Annotated in this window: 7 protein-coding genes and 2 pseudogenes; 7 read left to right on the top strand and 2 right to left on the bottom strand. The window is 62.0% G+C overall.

Going from position 1 to position 15,762, the window contains the following annotated elements:
- Positions 1-94: 94 nt before the first annotated feature.
- Entirely contained in the window at positions 95-589 is a 495-nt protein-coding gene (locus tag VGM51_07595) for an STN domain-containing protein (protein HEY3412904.1), read from the top strand.
- A gap of 58 nt (positions 590-647) precedes the next feature.
- On the opposite strand, the gene VGM51_07590 is transcribed toward VGM51_07595, so the two are convergent.
- Complete coding sequence (locus VGM51_07590) at positions 648-1,070, bottom strand: hypothetical protein (protein HEY3412903.1); 423 nt, start codon at positions 1,068-1,070, stop codon at positions 648-650.
- Positions 1,071-1,300: 230 nt separating this feature from the next.
- Between VGM51_07590 and lipA the strand changes: the two genes are divergently transcribed.
- From lipA to VGM51_07575, 3 genes are all read left to right on the top strand, one after another.
- Positions 1,301-2,212, top strand: a complete 912-nt coding sequence (gene lipA / locus VGM51_07585; GenBank protein HEY3412902.1) for a lipoyl synthase — start codon at positions 1,301-1,303, stop codon at positions 2,210-2,212.
- Between the two features lie 119 nt (positions 2,213-2,331).
- The gene (locus VGM51_07580) at positions 2,332-2,775 is read left to right on the top strand and encodes a peptidylprolyl isomerase (GenBank protein HEY3412901.1); all 444 of its coding nucleotides are present in this window, start codon (positions 2,332-2,334) and stop codon (positions 2,773-2,775) included.
- Between the two features lie 89 nt (positions 2,776-2,864).
- On the top strand, positions 2,865-4,430 hold the full coding sequence (locus VGM51_07575; GenBank protein HEY3412900.1) for an FAD-dependent oxidoreductase: 1,566 nt from the start codon (positions 2,865-2,867) through the stop codon (positions 4,428-4,430).
- Positions 4,431-4,551: 121 nt separating this feature from the next.
- On the opposite strand, the gene amrS is transcribed toward VGM51_07575, so the two are convergent.
- Positions 4,552-5,694 (bottom strand): AmmeMemoRadiSam system radical SAM enzyme, encoded by a 1,143-nt coding sequence (amrS, locus tag VGM51_07570; protein ID HEY3412899.1) that lies wholly within the window; start codon positions 5,692-5,694, stop codon positions 4,552-4,554.
- 393 nt (positions 5,695-6,087) lie between these two features.
- On the opposite strand from amrS, the gene rpoB reads away from it, so the two are divergent.
- The 3 genes and pseudogenes from rpoB to rpoC all read left to right on the top strand — a co-directional run bounded on the left by rpoB (position 6,088) and on the right by rpoC (position 15,623).
- Complete coding sequence (gene rpoB / locus VGM51_07565) at positions 6,088-10,347, top strand: DNA-directed RNA polymerase subunit beta (GenBank protein HEY3412898.1); 4,260 nt, start codon at positions 6,088-6,090, stop codon at positions 10,345-10,347.
- Between the two features lie 95 nt (positions 10,348-10,442).
- Positions 10,443-10,883: pseudogene (locus VGM51_07560) on the top strand (DNA-directed RNA polymerase subunit beta').
- A 399-nt stretch (positions 10,884-11,282) separates the two neighbouring features.
- Positions 11,283-15,623 (top strand): annotated as a pseudogene (gene rpoC, locus VGM51_07555) (DNA-directed RNA polymerase subunit beta').
- The last annotated feature ends 139 nt before the right edge of the window (positions 15,624-15,762 follow it).

Here is a 15,762-nt window from a genome sequence, read left to right as displayed (position 1 = left end):
CTGCCGGCTGGCCGTGGCAGGCGACCTCGGGCTATGATTGAGGCGTCATCCGGAGGCGCCGCGGGCGCCCCCATATCGTTCACTGGAGGCACCCATGCGCGCACTCGCGCTTGCCGTTTTGCTCTTTGCCGGGCATTTCGCAGTGGCCCAGACCGCTCCCCCGGTTGTTCCGCTTCGCACGGCGAACCCAAACGTCGTCCCGCTGAGCACCGCGCCACCGTGGTGGAGCAACGCCGAATTCGACCGCAAGATCACTCTCGTGATAAAGGGTGTGGACCTCGACGCCGCGATCGACGCACTGGGGCGCGCGGCGAACCTCAGCCTCATTGCGTCCGGGGGTTCAAAAGCTCGCAAGAAGATCACTCTGAACCTCAGGGACGCCCCACTGCGCGACGCCATGCTGGCCGTGGCCAACCTGTACGACCTCACGTGGTTCCGTACGGGGAAGGTCTACACGCTCACCTACGTGCCGGCGTCCAAGCGTACACTGGGACCGCCGCTGTCCAGCTTCGCCAGGCCAACTCCGCCGAAGATACGGGTGGTTCCCTCGCCGTATCGACTACGGACGTACCAGCGTAAGGCGAACTGAAGCCGCCAGCGGCAGCAGGACAGCGCCCTCCGGTACCGCGAGTTGTATCGAGCGGATATCAAGCTCTTGATCTGTGACCGGCAACACCGCCGAGCCACCCCAGTGCCGCCACAATCAGGAGGAAAATGGCGCTGTGCAGTCCGAGGCGCGCTCCAAATGCCAGCCTGACGGCCACACTCAGCAGGCCGGCCAATATGCCGATTAGCAAACCGTGTGTTACGCCGGACACTCCCGGTTTTCGAGCGACAAAACAGGCAGCCATGAAGGCGAATACCGCCACAAGCCATGGCATCAACCTCGGGCTGATACGAGCAGCAAAATGATTGATGGCGATCTGGTCGGGAGTGCCCCGGACCTGAAAGGCCAAGGCAAACGCATAACCCGCGATGATGATAACGAGCACAAGGAACGCCATCGCGATGACGGAAAGGGCCGCGCTAACCACGTGCTTCCATCGGATTCCTGTTACGGTTGAACTCATTTTGCCTGGATCCCTCGATTCCGGTTCTCGGCATACCTTCCGGCACTGTCAATCCCCATACTGCTGTATGGTTGCCAGGGTTTCATCGAGTACCCGCGGATGCCGGGTGGCGCCCCGACTTCGACCGCAACACATACCTGGTGATCAGCCCGCGCTGGAGTTCTCTTCAGGGCGTCCGCTTCCAGGGGAGAGCTGACCGTTTAACCGGGGTTGCTATACTGGAACCCGTTATGGAAACCCCGATTCAAATCCAGAGGAAGCCCGTTTCGACGCCTGCCGCGGGCCGCCGGCCCGACTGGCTTAAGGTGCGCGCGCCCGGTGGCGTGAACTATGCGCGGTTGGTCGGAATGATGCGCTCTCTGAACCTCCACACTGTGTGCGAGGAAGCGCGATGCCCCAATATGGGTGAGTGCTGGGAGCATAAGGCGGCGACCTTCATGATCCTCGGCGACACGTGCACGCGGTCCTGCGGGTTTTGCGCGATCAAGACGGGCCGTCCACCGATTCTCGATACCGATGAGCCGCGCCGGGTCGCGGAGGCGCTCGCCGAACTGGATCTGGCTCACGCGGTGATCACTTCGGTAAACCGCGACGAACTTCCCGATGGCGGAGCGGCGATCTGGGCCGAGACGATTCGACGGGTGAAGGAATTGTCGCCGCGCACGAGCGTGGAAGTCCTGATCCCGGATTTCCAGGGCGATTGGGAGGCGCTCAAGGTAGTGATGGATGCCCGCCCGGACATCTTGAATCACAACCTCGAAACCGTCCCGAGCCAGTACTACCGTGTTCGCCCCCAGGCGAAATATCGCCGTTCGCTGGACCTGCTGGCGAAAGCGCGGGAATACGAACCACAGGGCATCACCAAGACCGGCCTGATGCTGGGCATCGGCGAGAACAGTGACGAAATGCAGGACGTGCTGCGCGATCTGGTCGATGCAAGGGTGGACATCGTGACGCTGGGCCAGTATCTGCGCCCGACGATGCAGCATCTGCCGGTGGATAGATATGTGACGCCGGAGGAGTTCGCCCGCTGGAAGGAACTGGGCGAAGGTATGGGTATCCCGCACGTGGAAAGCGGTCCGCTTGTCCGCAGTTCATACCACGCGTGGAACCAGGTTCAACAAGTCAGGGCCGAGGGCTGAGGGCCGAGGGCTGAGAAGAGGCATCTCATCCCGGTTGCAAGGCAGGTCCGGCGTCCCCGCCGGACTTTTCAATGGATGCCGGCGGTGACGCCGGCGCTACTGTCGTATGGGAGGTTTGTGTGGCAAATCGCAGCGCGGTTATCAAGACGGAGAAGGGCGACATTACCGTCGTTCTTTATGAGGACATCACCCCGGTGACGGCGGGGAATTTCATCGACCTGGCGAGCAAGGGCTTCTACGACGGGCTGAAATTTCACCGCGTGGAGCCGAACTTCGTCATCCAGGGAGGTTGTCCGCAGGGAACCGGCATGGGCGGCAGCGGGAAGAACATTCCCCTGGAGATCCACCCGAACGCCAGGCACGACGCCGCCGGCACACTCGCCATGGCCCGTTCACAGAGCCCCAACAGCGCGTCGAGCCAGTTCTACATCACCCTCGCCGCTACCCCGTTCCTGGACGACAACTACGCGGTCTTCGGCAAGGTGACCGACGGGCTCGATGTGGTGAAACAGATTCGCGTTGGCGACAAGATGACCAGCGTGAAAATACTCGACGCTGAGTAACCTCAGCATCCAGCACTCAGCATCCAGCATTCAGGGAGCCGCCCGAGCCTGAATGCCGGATGCTGAATGCTCGTCATCCGGAGATTTCGATGAAGCAGAAGCAGTGTGATATCCTCGTCGCCGGCGGTAGCATGGGCGGCGTTGCCGCGGCCCTTTGCGCGGCGAAGCTCGGGAAACGGGTTATCCTCACGGAGGAAACCGACTGGCTTGGCGGGCAACTGACGTCGCAGGCCGTGTGCTGCCCGGACGAGAACCGCTATATAGAGCACTTCGGGTGCACGGAGACGTACCGCGCCCTGAGAGACGGTATCCGGAACTACTACCGGAAGCACTATCCGCTCCGCACGGAAGTCGCCGCCAATCCATTCTTCAGCCCCGGCAACGGCTGGGTGAGCCGCCTGTGTCAGGAACCGCGCGTCGGCCTGGCCGTCATCGACGAGCTTCTGGCGCCATACACCTCTTCGGGGCGCATCGAGATCCTCTACCGCCACAAACCCGTCCGCGCCGAAACGGATGGCGATTTCATAAGCGGCGTCGAATTTGAGTCCCTCGCGAGTGGGGATACGGTGTACATCACCGCTCCGTACGTGATTGACGCCACCGAACTGGGCGATGTGCTGCCACTTTCCGGGACGGAATATGTGAGCGGCGCGGAATCCCGCACGGACACCGGCGAACCGCACGCGGTTGACGGCCCCGCGCAGCCTGACAACGTACAGTCGTTCACTTACTGCTTCCTGGCCGACTATCTCGAAGGCGAGGACTGGACCATCGCCAAGCCGGAAGGGTACGAGGCCTTCCGCGACGCCGCGCCGTTCGCATGGACCCAGGAGGACCCGCATACCCTCAAGCCCCGCCCGTTCGGGATGTTCGATCGCGGCCTGCCGTGGTCCGAGGAGATTCCTCTGTGGACATACCGGCGGGTGGTGGACGCCGCGCAGTTCGCCGAAGGGGCGTTTGCAGGCGACGTCTCGCTGATCAACTGGCCCATGAACGACTATATCGGCGGCAATATCATCGACAAGCCGGACGACGTGGTTGCGAAACATCTGGATGCGGCGAAGCGCCAGTCCCTCAGCCTCCTGTACTGGCTTCAGACCGAGGCCCCTCGGCAGGAAGGCGGCGCCGGGTATCCGGGAGTCCGCCTGCGCGCGGATGCCGTCGGCACCGAGGACGGCCTGGCAAAATACCCCTACATCCGCGAGGCGCGCCGCATCGTTCCTCTCTTCCGAGTGCTTGAGCAGCACATCTCGCCGGAAGGAAACGATTCACCGCTTGCCGAGCCGTTTGAGGACAGCGTGGGGATCGGGCTGTACCGTATCGACCTGCACCCCTCGGCGGGCGGCTACAACTACATCGATATCGGGTGCCGCCCGTACCAGATCCCACTCGGCGCGTTGATCCCTGTGCGGGTACGCAACCTGATGGCCGCCTGCAAGAACATCGGCACCACCCATATCACCAACGGCGCCTACCGGCTGCACCCGGTGGAATGGAATTGCGGCGAATCCGCCGGCGCCCTCGCAGTTTTCTGCATGGACCACCAAACGGAACCGCACGCCGTGTACGAAGACAAAGCGCTCCTCAAGGAATTCCAGCAGGGGCTGGAAGGCCTCGGCGTACCTTTGGAATGGCCGATCATGCAGCCGGCGTGAAGCGAATCACCACAAAGACACAAGGGAGAGAGTGATGAGTTAGGAGTGATGAATGCTGAGTGCCGGATCCGGAACCGGACATTCAGCATTCATCACTCCTCTGTGTCTTTGTGGTGATTCGCTATCCGCACAGTGTTGCGGGCTTGGGCATGCGGAGCCCTGCCGATTTCTGAGGGATGTGCGGCGGTGTACCGAGGCCCACACCTGCGACGGCGAATCCGCACTTACCGCATCGGCCTTCGTTCAGGCCCCAATCGCGGATCGAGAAACCCGACCGGCGGATTACCGTCTCACCGCAATCCGGGCAACGCGTGTTCTCGGATTCCCAGCCAAAGGTGTTGCCGGTGTAGACGTATCGCAGGCCCGCATCGCGGCCGATCTCGACGGCGCGGAGGAGGCTGTCCGGCGGGGTTGAGGGCACGTCCATCATGTGGTAATCCGGGTGGAACGCCGTCAGGTGCCACGGGATGTCCCGGCTGACGCCCGCGAGGAATTCGGCGGCCTGCCTGATATGTTCGTCGTCATCGTTGTGGCCCGGGATGACCACGGACGACACTTCGACCCAGATTCCCCGCTCGTGCATTCTGCGGATGGTATCCAGTACCGGCTGGTGTCGCGCACCGCAGACCTTGAGCGTAAACTTGTCGTCCATGCCCTTCAGGTCCACATTGGCGGCGTCGATGTAGGGTCCAACAAGGTCCATCCCCTCCTCGGTGAGGTAGCCGTTGGTCACCCACACATTCGTGAGCCCGCGATCCTTCGCGATAGCGCCGATCGCCATCGCATATTCCGCATAGATGGTCGGTTCGGTGTAGGTGTAGGCGATGCTCCTGCACCCGCGCTCGATCGCCTGGTCGACGATCCACTCAGGCGCCAGGGGCTGCCCTTCGATGCGGTCGTATTCGACCGGCATCTGCGACACGTCGGAGTTCTGGCAGAAGCGGCAATGGAAGTTGCACCCCGGCGCGGCGATGCTCAGGATCGGGGAGCCCGGATGGAAGTGGTAGAGCGGCTTCTTCTCCATCGGATCGACGTGAAACGCGGTGGCCTTCAGGTAGTTCAGGGCATACAGGGCGCCGTCAACGTTGTGGCGCACGCTGCATACGCCTACGTGTCCGGGGCTGATGATGCAGCGGAATGCACAGAGGTCGCACCGGACGCGGTTGGCTTCGATGCGCTCCCAGAGCACGGCCTCGATCGGGCCGGGCTCGTTGCCCTTCGGCTGATAGTGCTTCCAGGCTGATGGTTTCTTTACTGGTGACATAAGTGTGGTCTGTCCACACTCATTGTAACGCGGCGGACCCCGATGCCATAACGCCGGAACCTCCCCGGCGGGCAACTCGTCACACGTATGAGCGGGATTAGCCCGCAAATTTACACATGTTGAGTGAATTCCAAAGAATTCGCTTGACACGCTTTCTGTCGTCTGCTACAATATACACTCGTGTCTGTTACGAACCCAGTTCCATATTTTTGGCTTTCATTGGAGGGCGACGCCGTGATACATATCCCCCTGAGCGTCCCGTTACCCTGCCGGAAACCCGGCGGGTGGCAGCCAAAGCATTCCTGTAGATTGGGTTCCTGAACCCCCTTTTTGCTTTTAACGTTCCCAACGTCACCCGCGCTCGTCTGGCTCAATATCGAGGAGGGCTACCATATGGCCACCAAGCCTCGGACGGAAGACGGCCTAAATGCCGCCTTTTCGCCCGTCGTCCCTATCCCCAATCTGATCGAAATTCAACTCGCGTCCTTCCAGTGGTTTCTGGAAGATGGACTGCGAGGGCTTTTCCGCAACTTCTCACCTATCAAGGACTTCACCGAAACGCTGGAACTGGAACTGGTGGATTACCACCTGGAACAGCCGAAGTACTCGCAGGACGAGTGCCGCCAGCGTGACATGACCTATGAAGCGCCCATCAAGGTGCAGGTCCGCCTCCACTCCCGCGAGGACGGTGTCCTCAAGGACGTTGTGGAGAGCGAGGTCTACATGGGCGCGCTTCCGCTTATGACGGAGCAAGGCACGTTTATCATTAACGGCGCCGAGCGCGTTGTCGTCTCCCAGTTGGCACGGTCACCCGGTGTTTACTTCAGAGACAACATCGACTACTCCGGCCGCACCCTTTATTACGCCACCGTCATCCCCAGCGAAGGCGCCTGGACCGACGTCGAAACGGAAACGTCCGACGTAATCACCGTTCGCGTCGGCCAGACCAAGAAGTTCCCCATCACCACCCTGCTTCGCGCCCTGAACTTCATGCAGGACCCGAAACTCACCAGCATCTCCGAGATACCCTGGAAATCCGCGGAGGGCCTGCCCGCCGCCGTCGGGATGGCCGATCCGGTCTCCGGCGAGGTCATCGTCGAGCGCGGGGCCATCATCACGCCAGAGGCCATCAAGAAGGCGAAGAAAGCCAACCTCGGCCCGAACGTAATGGTGCACGAACTGCCGTTCAAGGCGACTACGGACGCAGAGATCATGGAACTGTTCGGAACGCGCGTGGTCATCGAACAGCCGAAGGCGGAAGACATCGTCGGCAAACTGCCCATCGCGGACCTGAAGGGTATCGACGGCAAGGTGGTTGCTCACGCGTACAAGCGCATCGAGCAGAAGCAGGCAAACGACATCATCGCCGGCGAACCCGAACAGCTCGAACTGCTGGACGTGAGCCGCTACGTAACCGCCACCCTGGAAGCGGACCCCACCAAGGACGAAAACACCGCCCTGCTGGATATCTATAAGAAGATCCGCCCGGGCGATCCGGCCACACTGGAAAGCGCGCGCAACCTGTTGCGCAGCGTTTACTACGACGTGCGCCGTTACGACCTGGCGCGCGTGGGACGCTTCAAGCTGAATCGCAAGCTCGGCGTCAATGTGGATATCGGCAACGTGGCGCTTACCCGCACGGATATCATCGCGATCATCCGGTACATCATCCGTCTGGCCGACGGTGACACGACCGCCAGTGTGGACGACATCGACCACCTGGCGAACAAGCGCGTCCGCTCCGTCGGTGAACTCCTTCAGAACCAGCTGCGCCTCGGCTTCCTTCGGATGGAGAAGGTCGCCAGGGAGCGCATGACTTCCGTGGACGCGGACCACGCGATCCCACAGGTCATCCTGAGCGTCAAGCCGATCTCCGCCAGCATCAAGTCGTTCTTCGGCAGTTCGCAGTTGAGCCAGTTCATGGATCAGCACAATCCGCTGGCCGAGCTGACGCACAAGCGCCGCCTGTCCGCCCTCGGACCCGGCGGTTTGAGCCGCCAGAGCGCCAAACTGGAAGTCCGCGACGTCCACCACAGCCATTACGGCCGCATCTGTCCGATCGAGACCCCGGAAGGCCCGAACATCGGCCTCATCGGCTCGATGGCCGTGTACACGCACATCAATGAGTTCGGATTCCTGGAAGCGCCGTATTACGTCGTCAAAGACGGAGTCGTCACCGAAGAAGTTGTCTACCTGACGGCGGACTCGGAAGAGGCGTTCAACATCGTCCCGTCCGGCACACCGCTGAAGGACAACGGCGACGGCACGCACGCCTTCCTGTCCGACATGGTTCAGGTGCGCCACCATGGCCGGTTCCCGACGCTTGACCCGAGCGAGGTCCACCTGATGGACATCTCGCCGATGCAGGTGTTTTCACCCGCCACATCGCTGATCCCATTCCTGGAAAACGACGACGCGAACCGGGCCCTGATGGGCTCGAACATGCAGCGCCAGGCCGTGCCTGTCATCAAGACCGACGCTCCCATCGTGGGCACCGGGCTTGAAACCAGGGTCGCGGTCGATTCCGGCGCCGTCATCATCGCCAAGCGGGCGGGCAAGATTAAGAGTGTTACGAGCGAGCGGATCAAGGTGGAAGTCCTCGCGGCCAAAGCCGTAACGGCGGGGCCGCACCCACTGTCGGAACTGCTTGGGCAATCGCTGCTGACCGATCTGGTCGACCCCGAAACCGGCGAGGTGTTCTACACCCCGGCGGATGGCGAGATCACGCCGAAAACAGTCGAGAGCGCGCCGGAGGGCTTCATCGTTGACGTTCCGGCCCCGGGCCTTGACGCGATATATGAAATCGACGAATACCGCCTGGAGAACATGCGCCGCAGCAACCAGGCGACGTGTATTCGCCAGGTAGCCATTGTCAAGACCGATCAGCGCGTTCGCGTTGGCCAGCCGATGGCGGACGGCCCGTGTACGGACCAGGGCAGACTGGCCCTCGGCCAGAACCTTCTCGTCGCCTTTATGACCTGGGGTGGCTACAACTACGAAGACGCCATTATCCTGAGCCAGCGCATCGTCAAAGAGGACATCTTCTCCTCGATCCACATCGAGAAGTACGAAGTCGAGGCGCGCGACACCAAGCTGGGGCCCGAGGAGATTACGCGGGACATCCCGAACGTTTCCGAGGACAGCCTGAAGGATCTGGACGAATACGGCATCATCCGCATCGGCGCGGACGTTGGGCCCGAGGACATCCTCGTGGGCAAGGTCGCGCCCAAATCGCAGGGTGAACAGAGCGCTGAAGAACGCCTGATCATCGCCATTTTCGGCAAGAAGGCCGAGGAGACTCGCGACGTGAGCCTCCGCGTGCCCCACGGCGAAAAGGGCAAGATCATCGACGTGAAAGTCTTCAGCCGCTTCAAGTACGAGTGCGAGCGCTGCAAAGCGATCTTCGATTACAGCAAGAAGCCGGATCGTCTCCTGTGCGACCGTTGCGGCGGCGACCTGGAGCGCCTCCCGGGCGACGAACTGCCCGCCGGAGTCAATCAGTTGGTGCGGGTCTACATCGCCCAGAAGCGCAAGATCATGGAAGGCGACAAAATGGCAGGGCGCCACGGTAACAAGGGCGTCATCTCGCGGATCTGTCCGATCGAGGAAATGCCGTTCATGCCGGACGGAACGCCGGTGGACATCGTCCTGAACCCGTTGGGCGTCCCGAGCCGAATGAACATCGGCCAGGTGATGGAAACGCATCTGGGCCTGGTTGGCCGCGTGCTTGGCAAGACTTACGACGAGCATATCTTCCGCGGCGACAAGGAACACGAGATCCTCGACGAGATCCGGACTCTGGTCGATCACTTCCGTAATCGCCGGTTGCGCGAATACGCGAACGACGAACTGAGCCTGAACATCGCCGCGGACGAGACCACTCCTGTAGCGGAGGTTCTCTCGCAGATTCTGGAAGCGCTTAAGGGCCTGTCGCCGGAAGACAGCGATGCCCTCGCCACACAACTCGGCGTGGGCGGCAGGATCCCGTCGGGCGACCTGGTGGAGAAGACGGCGGACGGCACTATCATCCGCCTTTCCCCGTCCATCGTCACGGACCTGGAGACACCGATTACGGCCGAGGACATTCTGGCGCGCATCAAGGCAAACGTCTATGAGCGCGTGGGCCTCAATCCGGACACCGGCAAGTGCCAGTTGATCAGCGGTCAAACCGGTGAGCCGTACGAATGCGAGACGATGGTTGGTCAAATCTATATGCTGAAACTGCTCCACCTGGTGGAAGACAAGATCCACGCGCGGAGCACCGGACCGTACAGCCTCGTGACCCAGCAACCGTTGGGTGGCAAGGCACAGTTCGGCGGTCAGCGCTTCGGCGAGATGGAAGTATGGGCTTTGGAAGCGTATGGCGCTGCCTACACGCTCCAGGAGATACTCACCATCAAATCCGACGACGTGCTGGGGCGCGTGAAAACATACGAGAGCATCGTCAAGGGCGATCAGATCATGGAGCCGGGCGTTCCGGAGTCGTTCAAGATCCTGGTGAACGAACTCCAGAGCCTGTGCCTCAAGGTCACCGTGGAAGACGCGGCGGACCGCGAAATCGACCTTCGGCTGCAGGAAGACGAGCAGTTGGAGGCGGCGGAACGCGCTGGCGCGCCAAGGTTGGCCCAGTCCCGATATGGCGGCGATCTGTAGTTGGATTGGGATCCAGGAATCGGGATTCAGGATTCAGCCTGTGTTCAGGCTGAATCCTGAACCCTGGACTCCGAATCCTGTTGCGGAGGAGCATAATGGCGGAATCAAGAGCATTCGATAAAATTCGCATTGGCCTGGCCTCGCCCGAAGAGGTGCGCGGCTGGTCACATGGCGAAGTTAAGAAACCGGAAACAATCAACTATCGCACCTTCAAGCCGGAGCGCGACGGCCTGTTTTGCGAGCGGACCTTCGGTCCTGTCAAGGACTGGGAGTGCCATTGCGGCCGGTATAAGAAGGTAAAGTTCAAGGGGATCATCTGCGACCGCTGCGGCGTTGAAGTGACCCGCAGCAAGGTTCGGCGTGAGCGCATGGGGCACATCGAGCTGTGCGCCCCCGTGAGCCACATCTGGTACCTGAAGGGCGTCCCCAGCCCCATGGCGTTGCTGCTCGACCTGAGCCCTCGCCCGCTGGAGAAGGTCATCTACTTCGGCTCCTACATCGTCACCAAGGTTGACCGCAAGAAAATTCTGGACGATTGGGCGGACATCGAGCAGGCTATTCGCGATGAGCTCGTCGACCGTGAGAAAGAGCCGGAACCGTCCACTTCTCCGCTCGCAACGGTGACCCTGCCGCTCGACGCGCTGGATGATGAGGAGTCTCTCATCGGACGCATCGCCAGCGACGCCATTGTGGACCCGGAGACCGGCGAGATCATCCTGGAGGCGGGCGACGAGCTCACTCAGGAAAGCCTGGACGCTCTGGCCGACGCCGGCATCGCCGAAGTCGAAGTTGAGCGGGGTTCCGAACTGCTGGAAGACGACCCGCTTGAGCCCGGACTGCGGACGACGGCGGAAGCCATCACGTTCATCCTGCCGAACGGCACCTACGTCACCACCGGCCTCATCAGCCTGCTTCGCAAGCTGGGCATCACTGAAATGGCGGTTCGCGGCGCGGACGAGAGCGGCGCGCTTGTGATGAAACAGGTTGCCGCGCCACCCACTGACGCGGACATTAAGAGCGTCATCGGCGGAATTTTAACCGCCGACGTTTCCGTTCGCCCCGTGAAGCCGGAAGTCATCCGCCTCTTCCAGATTCTGGAGATGGACGTTGACCCGGCCACAAAGGTGACGGAAGTCACCAAGAAGAAGAACGCCCTCGAGAAAGCGTACAAGAACAACATCCTGCGCTCCGGCGGACTCGCCGCAGCCGCGGACGCCCTCAAACTCGCGTTGAAGGATAAGGGCGGAATCTACGCGGACGTGGAAGTCCTTCCTGAAGGCACACTCCTCAACGCGGAACTGGCCGACAGCCTCCGCTACATGACGGAAGCCACCATCGAGGTTCAGGTTCCGGACCGGTCCGCCGTCACCACAGTGGCAGTGGAATCCCTCTTCGAGGACCTGACCATCGCCGAGGACGAGGAACTCACGATTCCGGCCGAAACGAGTCTGAACGCCGCCATCGTGGCCGTGCTGGACGAGTTGGGCGTGCGCCCCGCGTATCACGCGCTGCCCGCCGGCTCCGAAATGCCCGCCGAACTGTCCTCCGCGCCACGCATGCTGGACGAGATCGCCGGCGACGACCTGGAATCCGGGCTCACGCTTCTCCAGAAGGTAGAGAAGAAGGAGTTGCTCGTTGAAGATCAGTTCCGCCAGTTGGAGCGTGTGGTCCAGGTCCTCATCAAGCGCCTCGGCAAGTCCTACGAAGGCATCGTCAAGGCCGGCCTCGGCGCCGCTGCCGTCCGCGAATTGCTTCAGGAGATCGACCTGGAGTCGCTGAAGCGCGAACTCGAGACGGAAATCGCCCAGACACAGGGTCCGCGCCGTCTCCGGGCGGTCAAGCGAATCGAGATCTGCCGGGCATTCCTGGAAAGCAAGAGCCGCCCGGAATGGATGGTTCTCGACGCCATTCCCGTCATCCCGCCGGAACTGCGACCGATGGTCCAGTTGGACGGCGGCCGCTTCGCCACGTCCGACCTGAACGACCTGTATCGCCGCATCATCAACCGGAACAACCGGCTGAAGAAGATTCAGGACATCAAGGCGCCGGAGAGCATCATCAACCACGAAAAGCGCCTTCTGCAGGAAGCGGTTGACGCGCTGATTGACAACGGCCGCCGCACCCGGCCCGTCGTTGGCAGCAATAATCGCCCGCTCCGCTCACTCAGCGACATGCTGAAGGGCAAGGAAGGCCGCTTCCGGAAGAACCTGCTCGGGAAACGGGTAGACTACTCCGGCCGGTCCGTCATCGTCGTCGGCCCGACCCTGAAACTGAACCAGTGCGGCTTGCCGAAGGAAATGGCGCTGGAACTCTTCAAGCCATTCGTTATGAAGGGGCTTGTGGACGCCGGCTGCACAACCAACATCAAGACCGCGAAACGGATGATCGACCGTGTGCGCCCGGAGGTCTGGGATGCGCTGGAGAAGGTCGTTGGAGAGCACGTGGTTCTGCTGAACCGCGCCCCCACCCTGCACCGTCTGGGCATCCAGGCATTTGAACCGGTACTGGTGGACGGCAAGGCGATTCGCCTGCACCCGCTGGTATGCGCGGCGTTCGGCGCCGACTTCGACGGCGACCAGATGGCCGTTCACGTTCCGCTGTCCAGCCTGGCGCAGGCCGAAGGCCAGTGCCTGATGCTCAGCACGCGTAACCTGTTCAAGCCGTCGGACGGCGCGCCTATCGTGGCGCCGATCCAGGACATCGTCCTCGGCCTTTACTACCTCACCCAGAAGGTGGACAACGCCAAAGGCGCCGGCCAGATGTTCTCGTCCGTCCAGGAAGCCCTCCTGGCGCTCGAGAGCGGAATCGTGCATCTGCACGCACCCATCCGCGTCCGCGACTATGACCCGGACGATCTGGCAAAGCGCTACCTGGAAACCAATCCGGAGGCCACCGACCGCCAGATCAACCTGCTGGACCCGGCGAGCCCGGAACTGGCCCCCATCGTGGCCCGCGCCCGCCGCAAACTGTACGACACAACGATGGGGCGCCTCATCATCAGCCAGATCGCTCCCTGGATGATGCGCTATCCGTGCGAGCGCAACGCGAAGAAGAACCGACACTACGACAAGAAGGTCGAGTCGATCAGCGGCGTCATCGACGCCGAGATGGACAAGAAGGCTGTCGCCGCGTTCATCCGCTACACCTACGAAGACTACGGCGCCGTCAAGACCATCGAACTGCTGGATGACATCAAGACACACGGCTTCACATACGCCACCCGCTCCGGGATGAGCATTTCGCTCACGGACATGGATGAGCCGGCCGAGCGCGAAACGATCATCCTGAAAGCGGAGGACCGCGTCAAGGACATCAACCGTCGTTACCGCCGCGGCGCCATCACCGCCGGCGAGCGCGAAGGCCAGGTGCTGGAAGCGTGGACCGGAGCGTCCGCGGACATCGGCAAGGCCATCCTGAAGACCATCGGGCGAGAGAACCCGCTGTTCATGATGACCAACTCCGGAGCCCGCGGTTCCGTCACGCAGATCACCCAGTTGTCCGGTATGCGCGGATTGATGTCGGACCCGTTCGGCGGAATCATCGAGGAACTGCCGATCAAGTCCAACTTCCATCGCGGCCTGAACATCCTGGAATACTTCGTATCCACGCACGGGCAGCGCAAAGGCCTCGCGGACACAGCGCTGCGCACAGCGGACGCCGGCTACCTCACGCGGCGCCTCGTTGACGTGGCGCAGGACGTGATCGTCCGGGATCTGGACTGCAACACAAACCGCGGAATCTACGTTGGCGCCATCACCGAAGCGGGCGATATCATCGAGCCCCTGCGGGACCGCATCCGCGGCCGCGTGGCTCTCGAGGCGATTGTCCATCCGGACACGGGCGAGGTGTTCGCCGCCGGAGGCGAGGAGATCTCGGATATTCAGGCGCGCAGCATCGACGAAGCGGTCCGCGTAGACGGCAAGGGTAAGCCGAAGTTGGATGCCGAGGGCAAGCCGATCAAGGCGATCACCCGCGTTGGCCTCCGCAGTCCGCTGACCTGCGAACTGCGCCAGGGCATATGCGCCACGTGCTACGGCCGCGACATGGCCACGCAGCGCACCGTTGAGATCGGAACCGCTGTCGGCATCATCGCCGCCCAGTCCATCGGTGAACCGGGCACGCAGTTGACGATGCGCACATTCCACACCGGCGGCGTTGCGGGCAAGAACATCGTAGGCGTCGCCAACGTCAAGCAGAAGAAGCAGGAAGCGCTCCGCGAACTCCACCTCGACATCGAGCGCGGCCACGTCACGCTGGAAGGCGGAGGCGGATTCGCCGGAGGGTCTCCGTCCCGCTCGAAGAAGCAGGACGGCGGTTCGTCGGAAACCGAGCATGTGCCGGTTGAGGACATCGCGCCGATCTCCCTTGCCGCTCTGGCGCCGGGGACGGCGGCCAGCGATCGCGAAAGAAGCCGCGCCGTCCAAGCGATGTTGAAGGTTCTCGAAGAGCAGGTCGGCGGCTTGCTTCGCGTCGTTGAACTGGTTGAAGGCCGGAAGCCCAAGGGCCAGGCCATCATCACGGACGTTGACGGCAAAGTCGTTGACATCGAACAGAAGGGCTCCCGCCGCGTGATCATCCACAGCAATCTGCGTGTGGATAGCGGCGAATGCAACGGGAAGGTACTCGGCGAGCCGGTGATCCATCCGGAGACGGGCGAGATCCTGCTCGAGGCCGGCACCGAACTGAACGAGAAGGCGAGCCGCCTGTTGCGCGACAAGAACGTGGAATCCGTGGTCATCCGATACAGCCACCTCGTACCTTACCGCGGTTCTCTGGAAGTGAAGATCGGCGACGAAGTACACGCGGGCGACCGCCTGACGGAAGGGCCGCTGGACCCGGACCGCGTCCTCGAACTCCAGGGCATCACAGGGGTTCAGGACTACATGGTGAAGGAAGTCCAGAGCGTCTACAAGAGCCAGGGCGTCGATATCAACGACAAACACATCGAAGTCATCGTTCGCCAGATGCTCAAAAAGCGGAAGATCGTGGACCCCGGCGACACGCTGTTCCTGCCGGGCCAGATGGTGGACAAGTTCGCGTTCGAAGACTCCAACACCGAGATCCGCGAGAACGGTGGAACCGAGGCCACGGCCGATTGGCTGCTCCTCGGCATCACCGAAGCCAGCCTGGCCACCGACTCGTTCCTGAGCGCCGCGTCGTTCCAGAAGACCACCAAGGTCCTGGCCGACGCCGCCGTGAAGGGCAAGAAGGACAACCTGGTCGGCCTCAAGGAGAACGTCATCATCGGACGCCTGATCCCGGCGGGCACCGGCCTGAAGGTGTACGCCGCGATGACCGTGGGCGGAGAGGGCGTCAACGCCGTGCGGCGTCGCGATCCTTCCCGAACGCCGGTTGACCCGACGATCGACGAACTGACCGCCGTCCTCCGGGGCGACACGAAGCTCATCACCGAGG

This window comes from Armatimonadota bacterium, from assembly GCA_036504095.1.
GTDB lineage: Bacteria > Armatimonadota > DTGP01 > JAKQQT01 > JAKQQT01 > DASXUL01.
The sequence above is the reverse complement of the archived record's forward strand: the minus strand, read 5'-3'. Positions and strand labels throughout refer to the sequence as shown.

Bases quoted from the DNA above. Each gene is read 5' to 3' on its own strand.
- amrS (HEY3412899.1), bottom strand. From the start codon at position 5,694: ATGTCACCAGTAAAGAAACCATCAGCCTGGAAGCACTATCAGCCGAAG.
- VGM51_07595 (HEY3412904.1), top strand. From the start codon at position 95: ATGCGCGCACTCGCGCTTGCCGTTTTGCTCTTTGCCGGGCATTTCGCA.
- lipA (HEY3412902.1), top strand. From the start codon at position 1,301: ATGGAAACCCCGATTCAAATCCAGAGGAAGCCCGTTTCGACGCCTGCC.
- VGM51_07575 (HEY3412900.1), top strand. From the start codon at position 2,865: ATGAAGCAGAAGCAGTGTGATATCCTCGTCGCCGGCGGTAGCATGGGC.
- VGM51_07590 (HEY3412903.1), bottom strand. From the start codon at position 1,070: ATGAGTTCAACCGTAACAGGAATCCGATGGAAGCACGTGGTTAGCGCG.
- rpoB (HEY3412898.1), top strand. From the start codon at position 6,088: ATGGCCACCAAGCCTCGGACGGAAGACGGCCTAAATGCCGCCTTTTCG.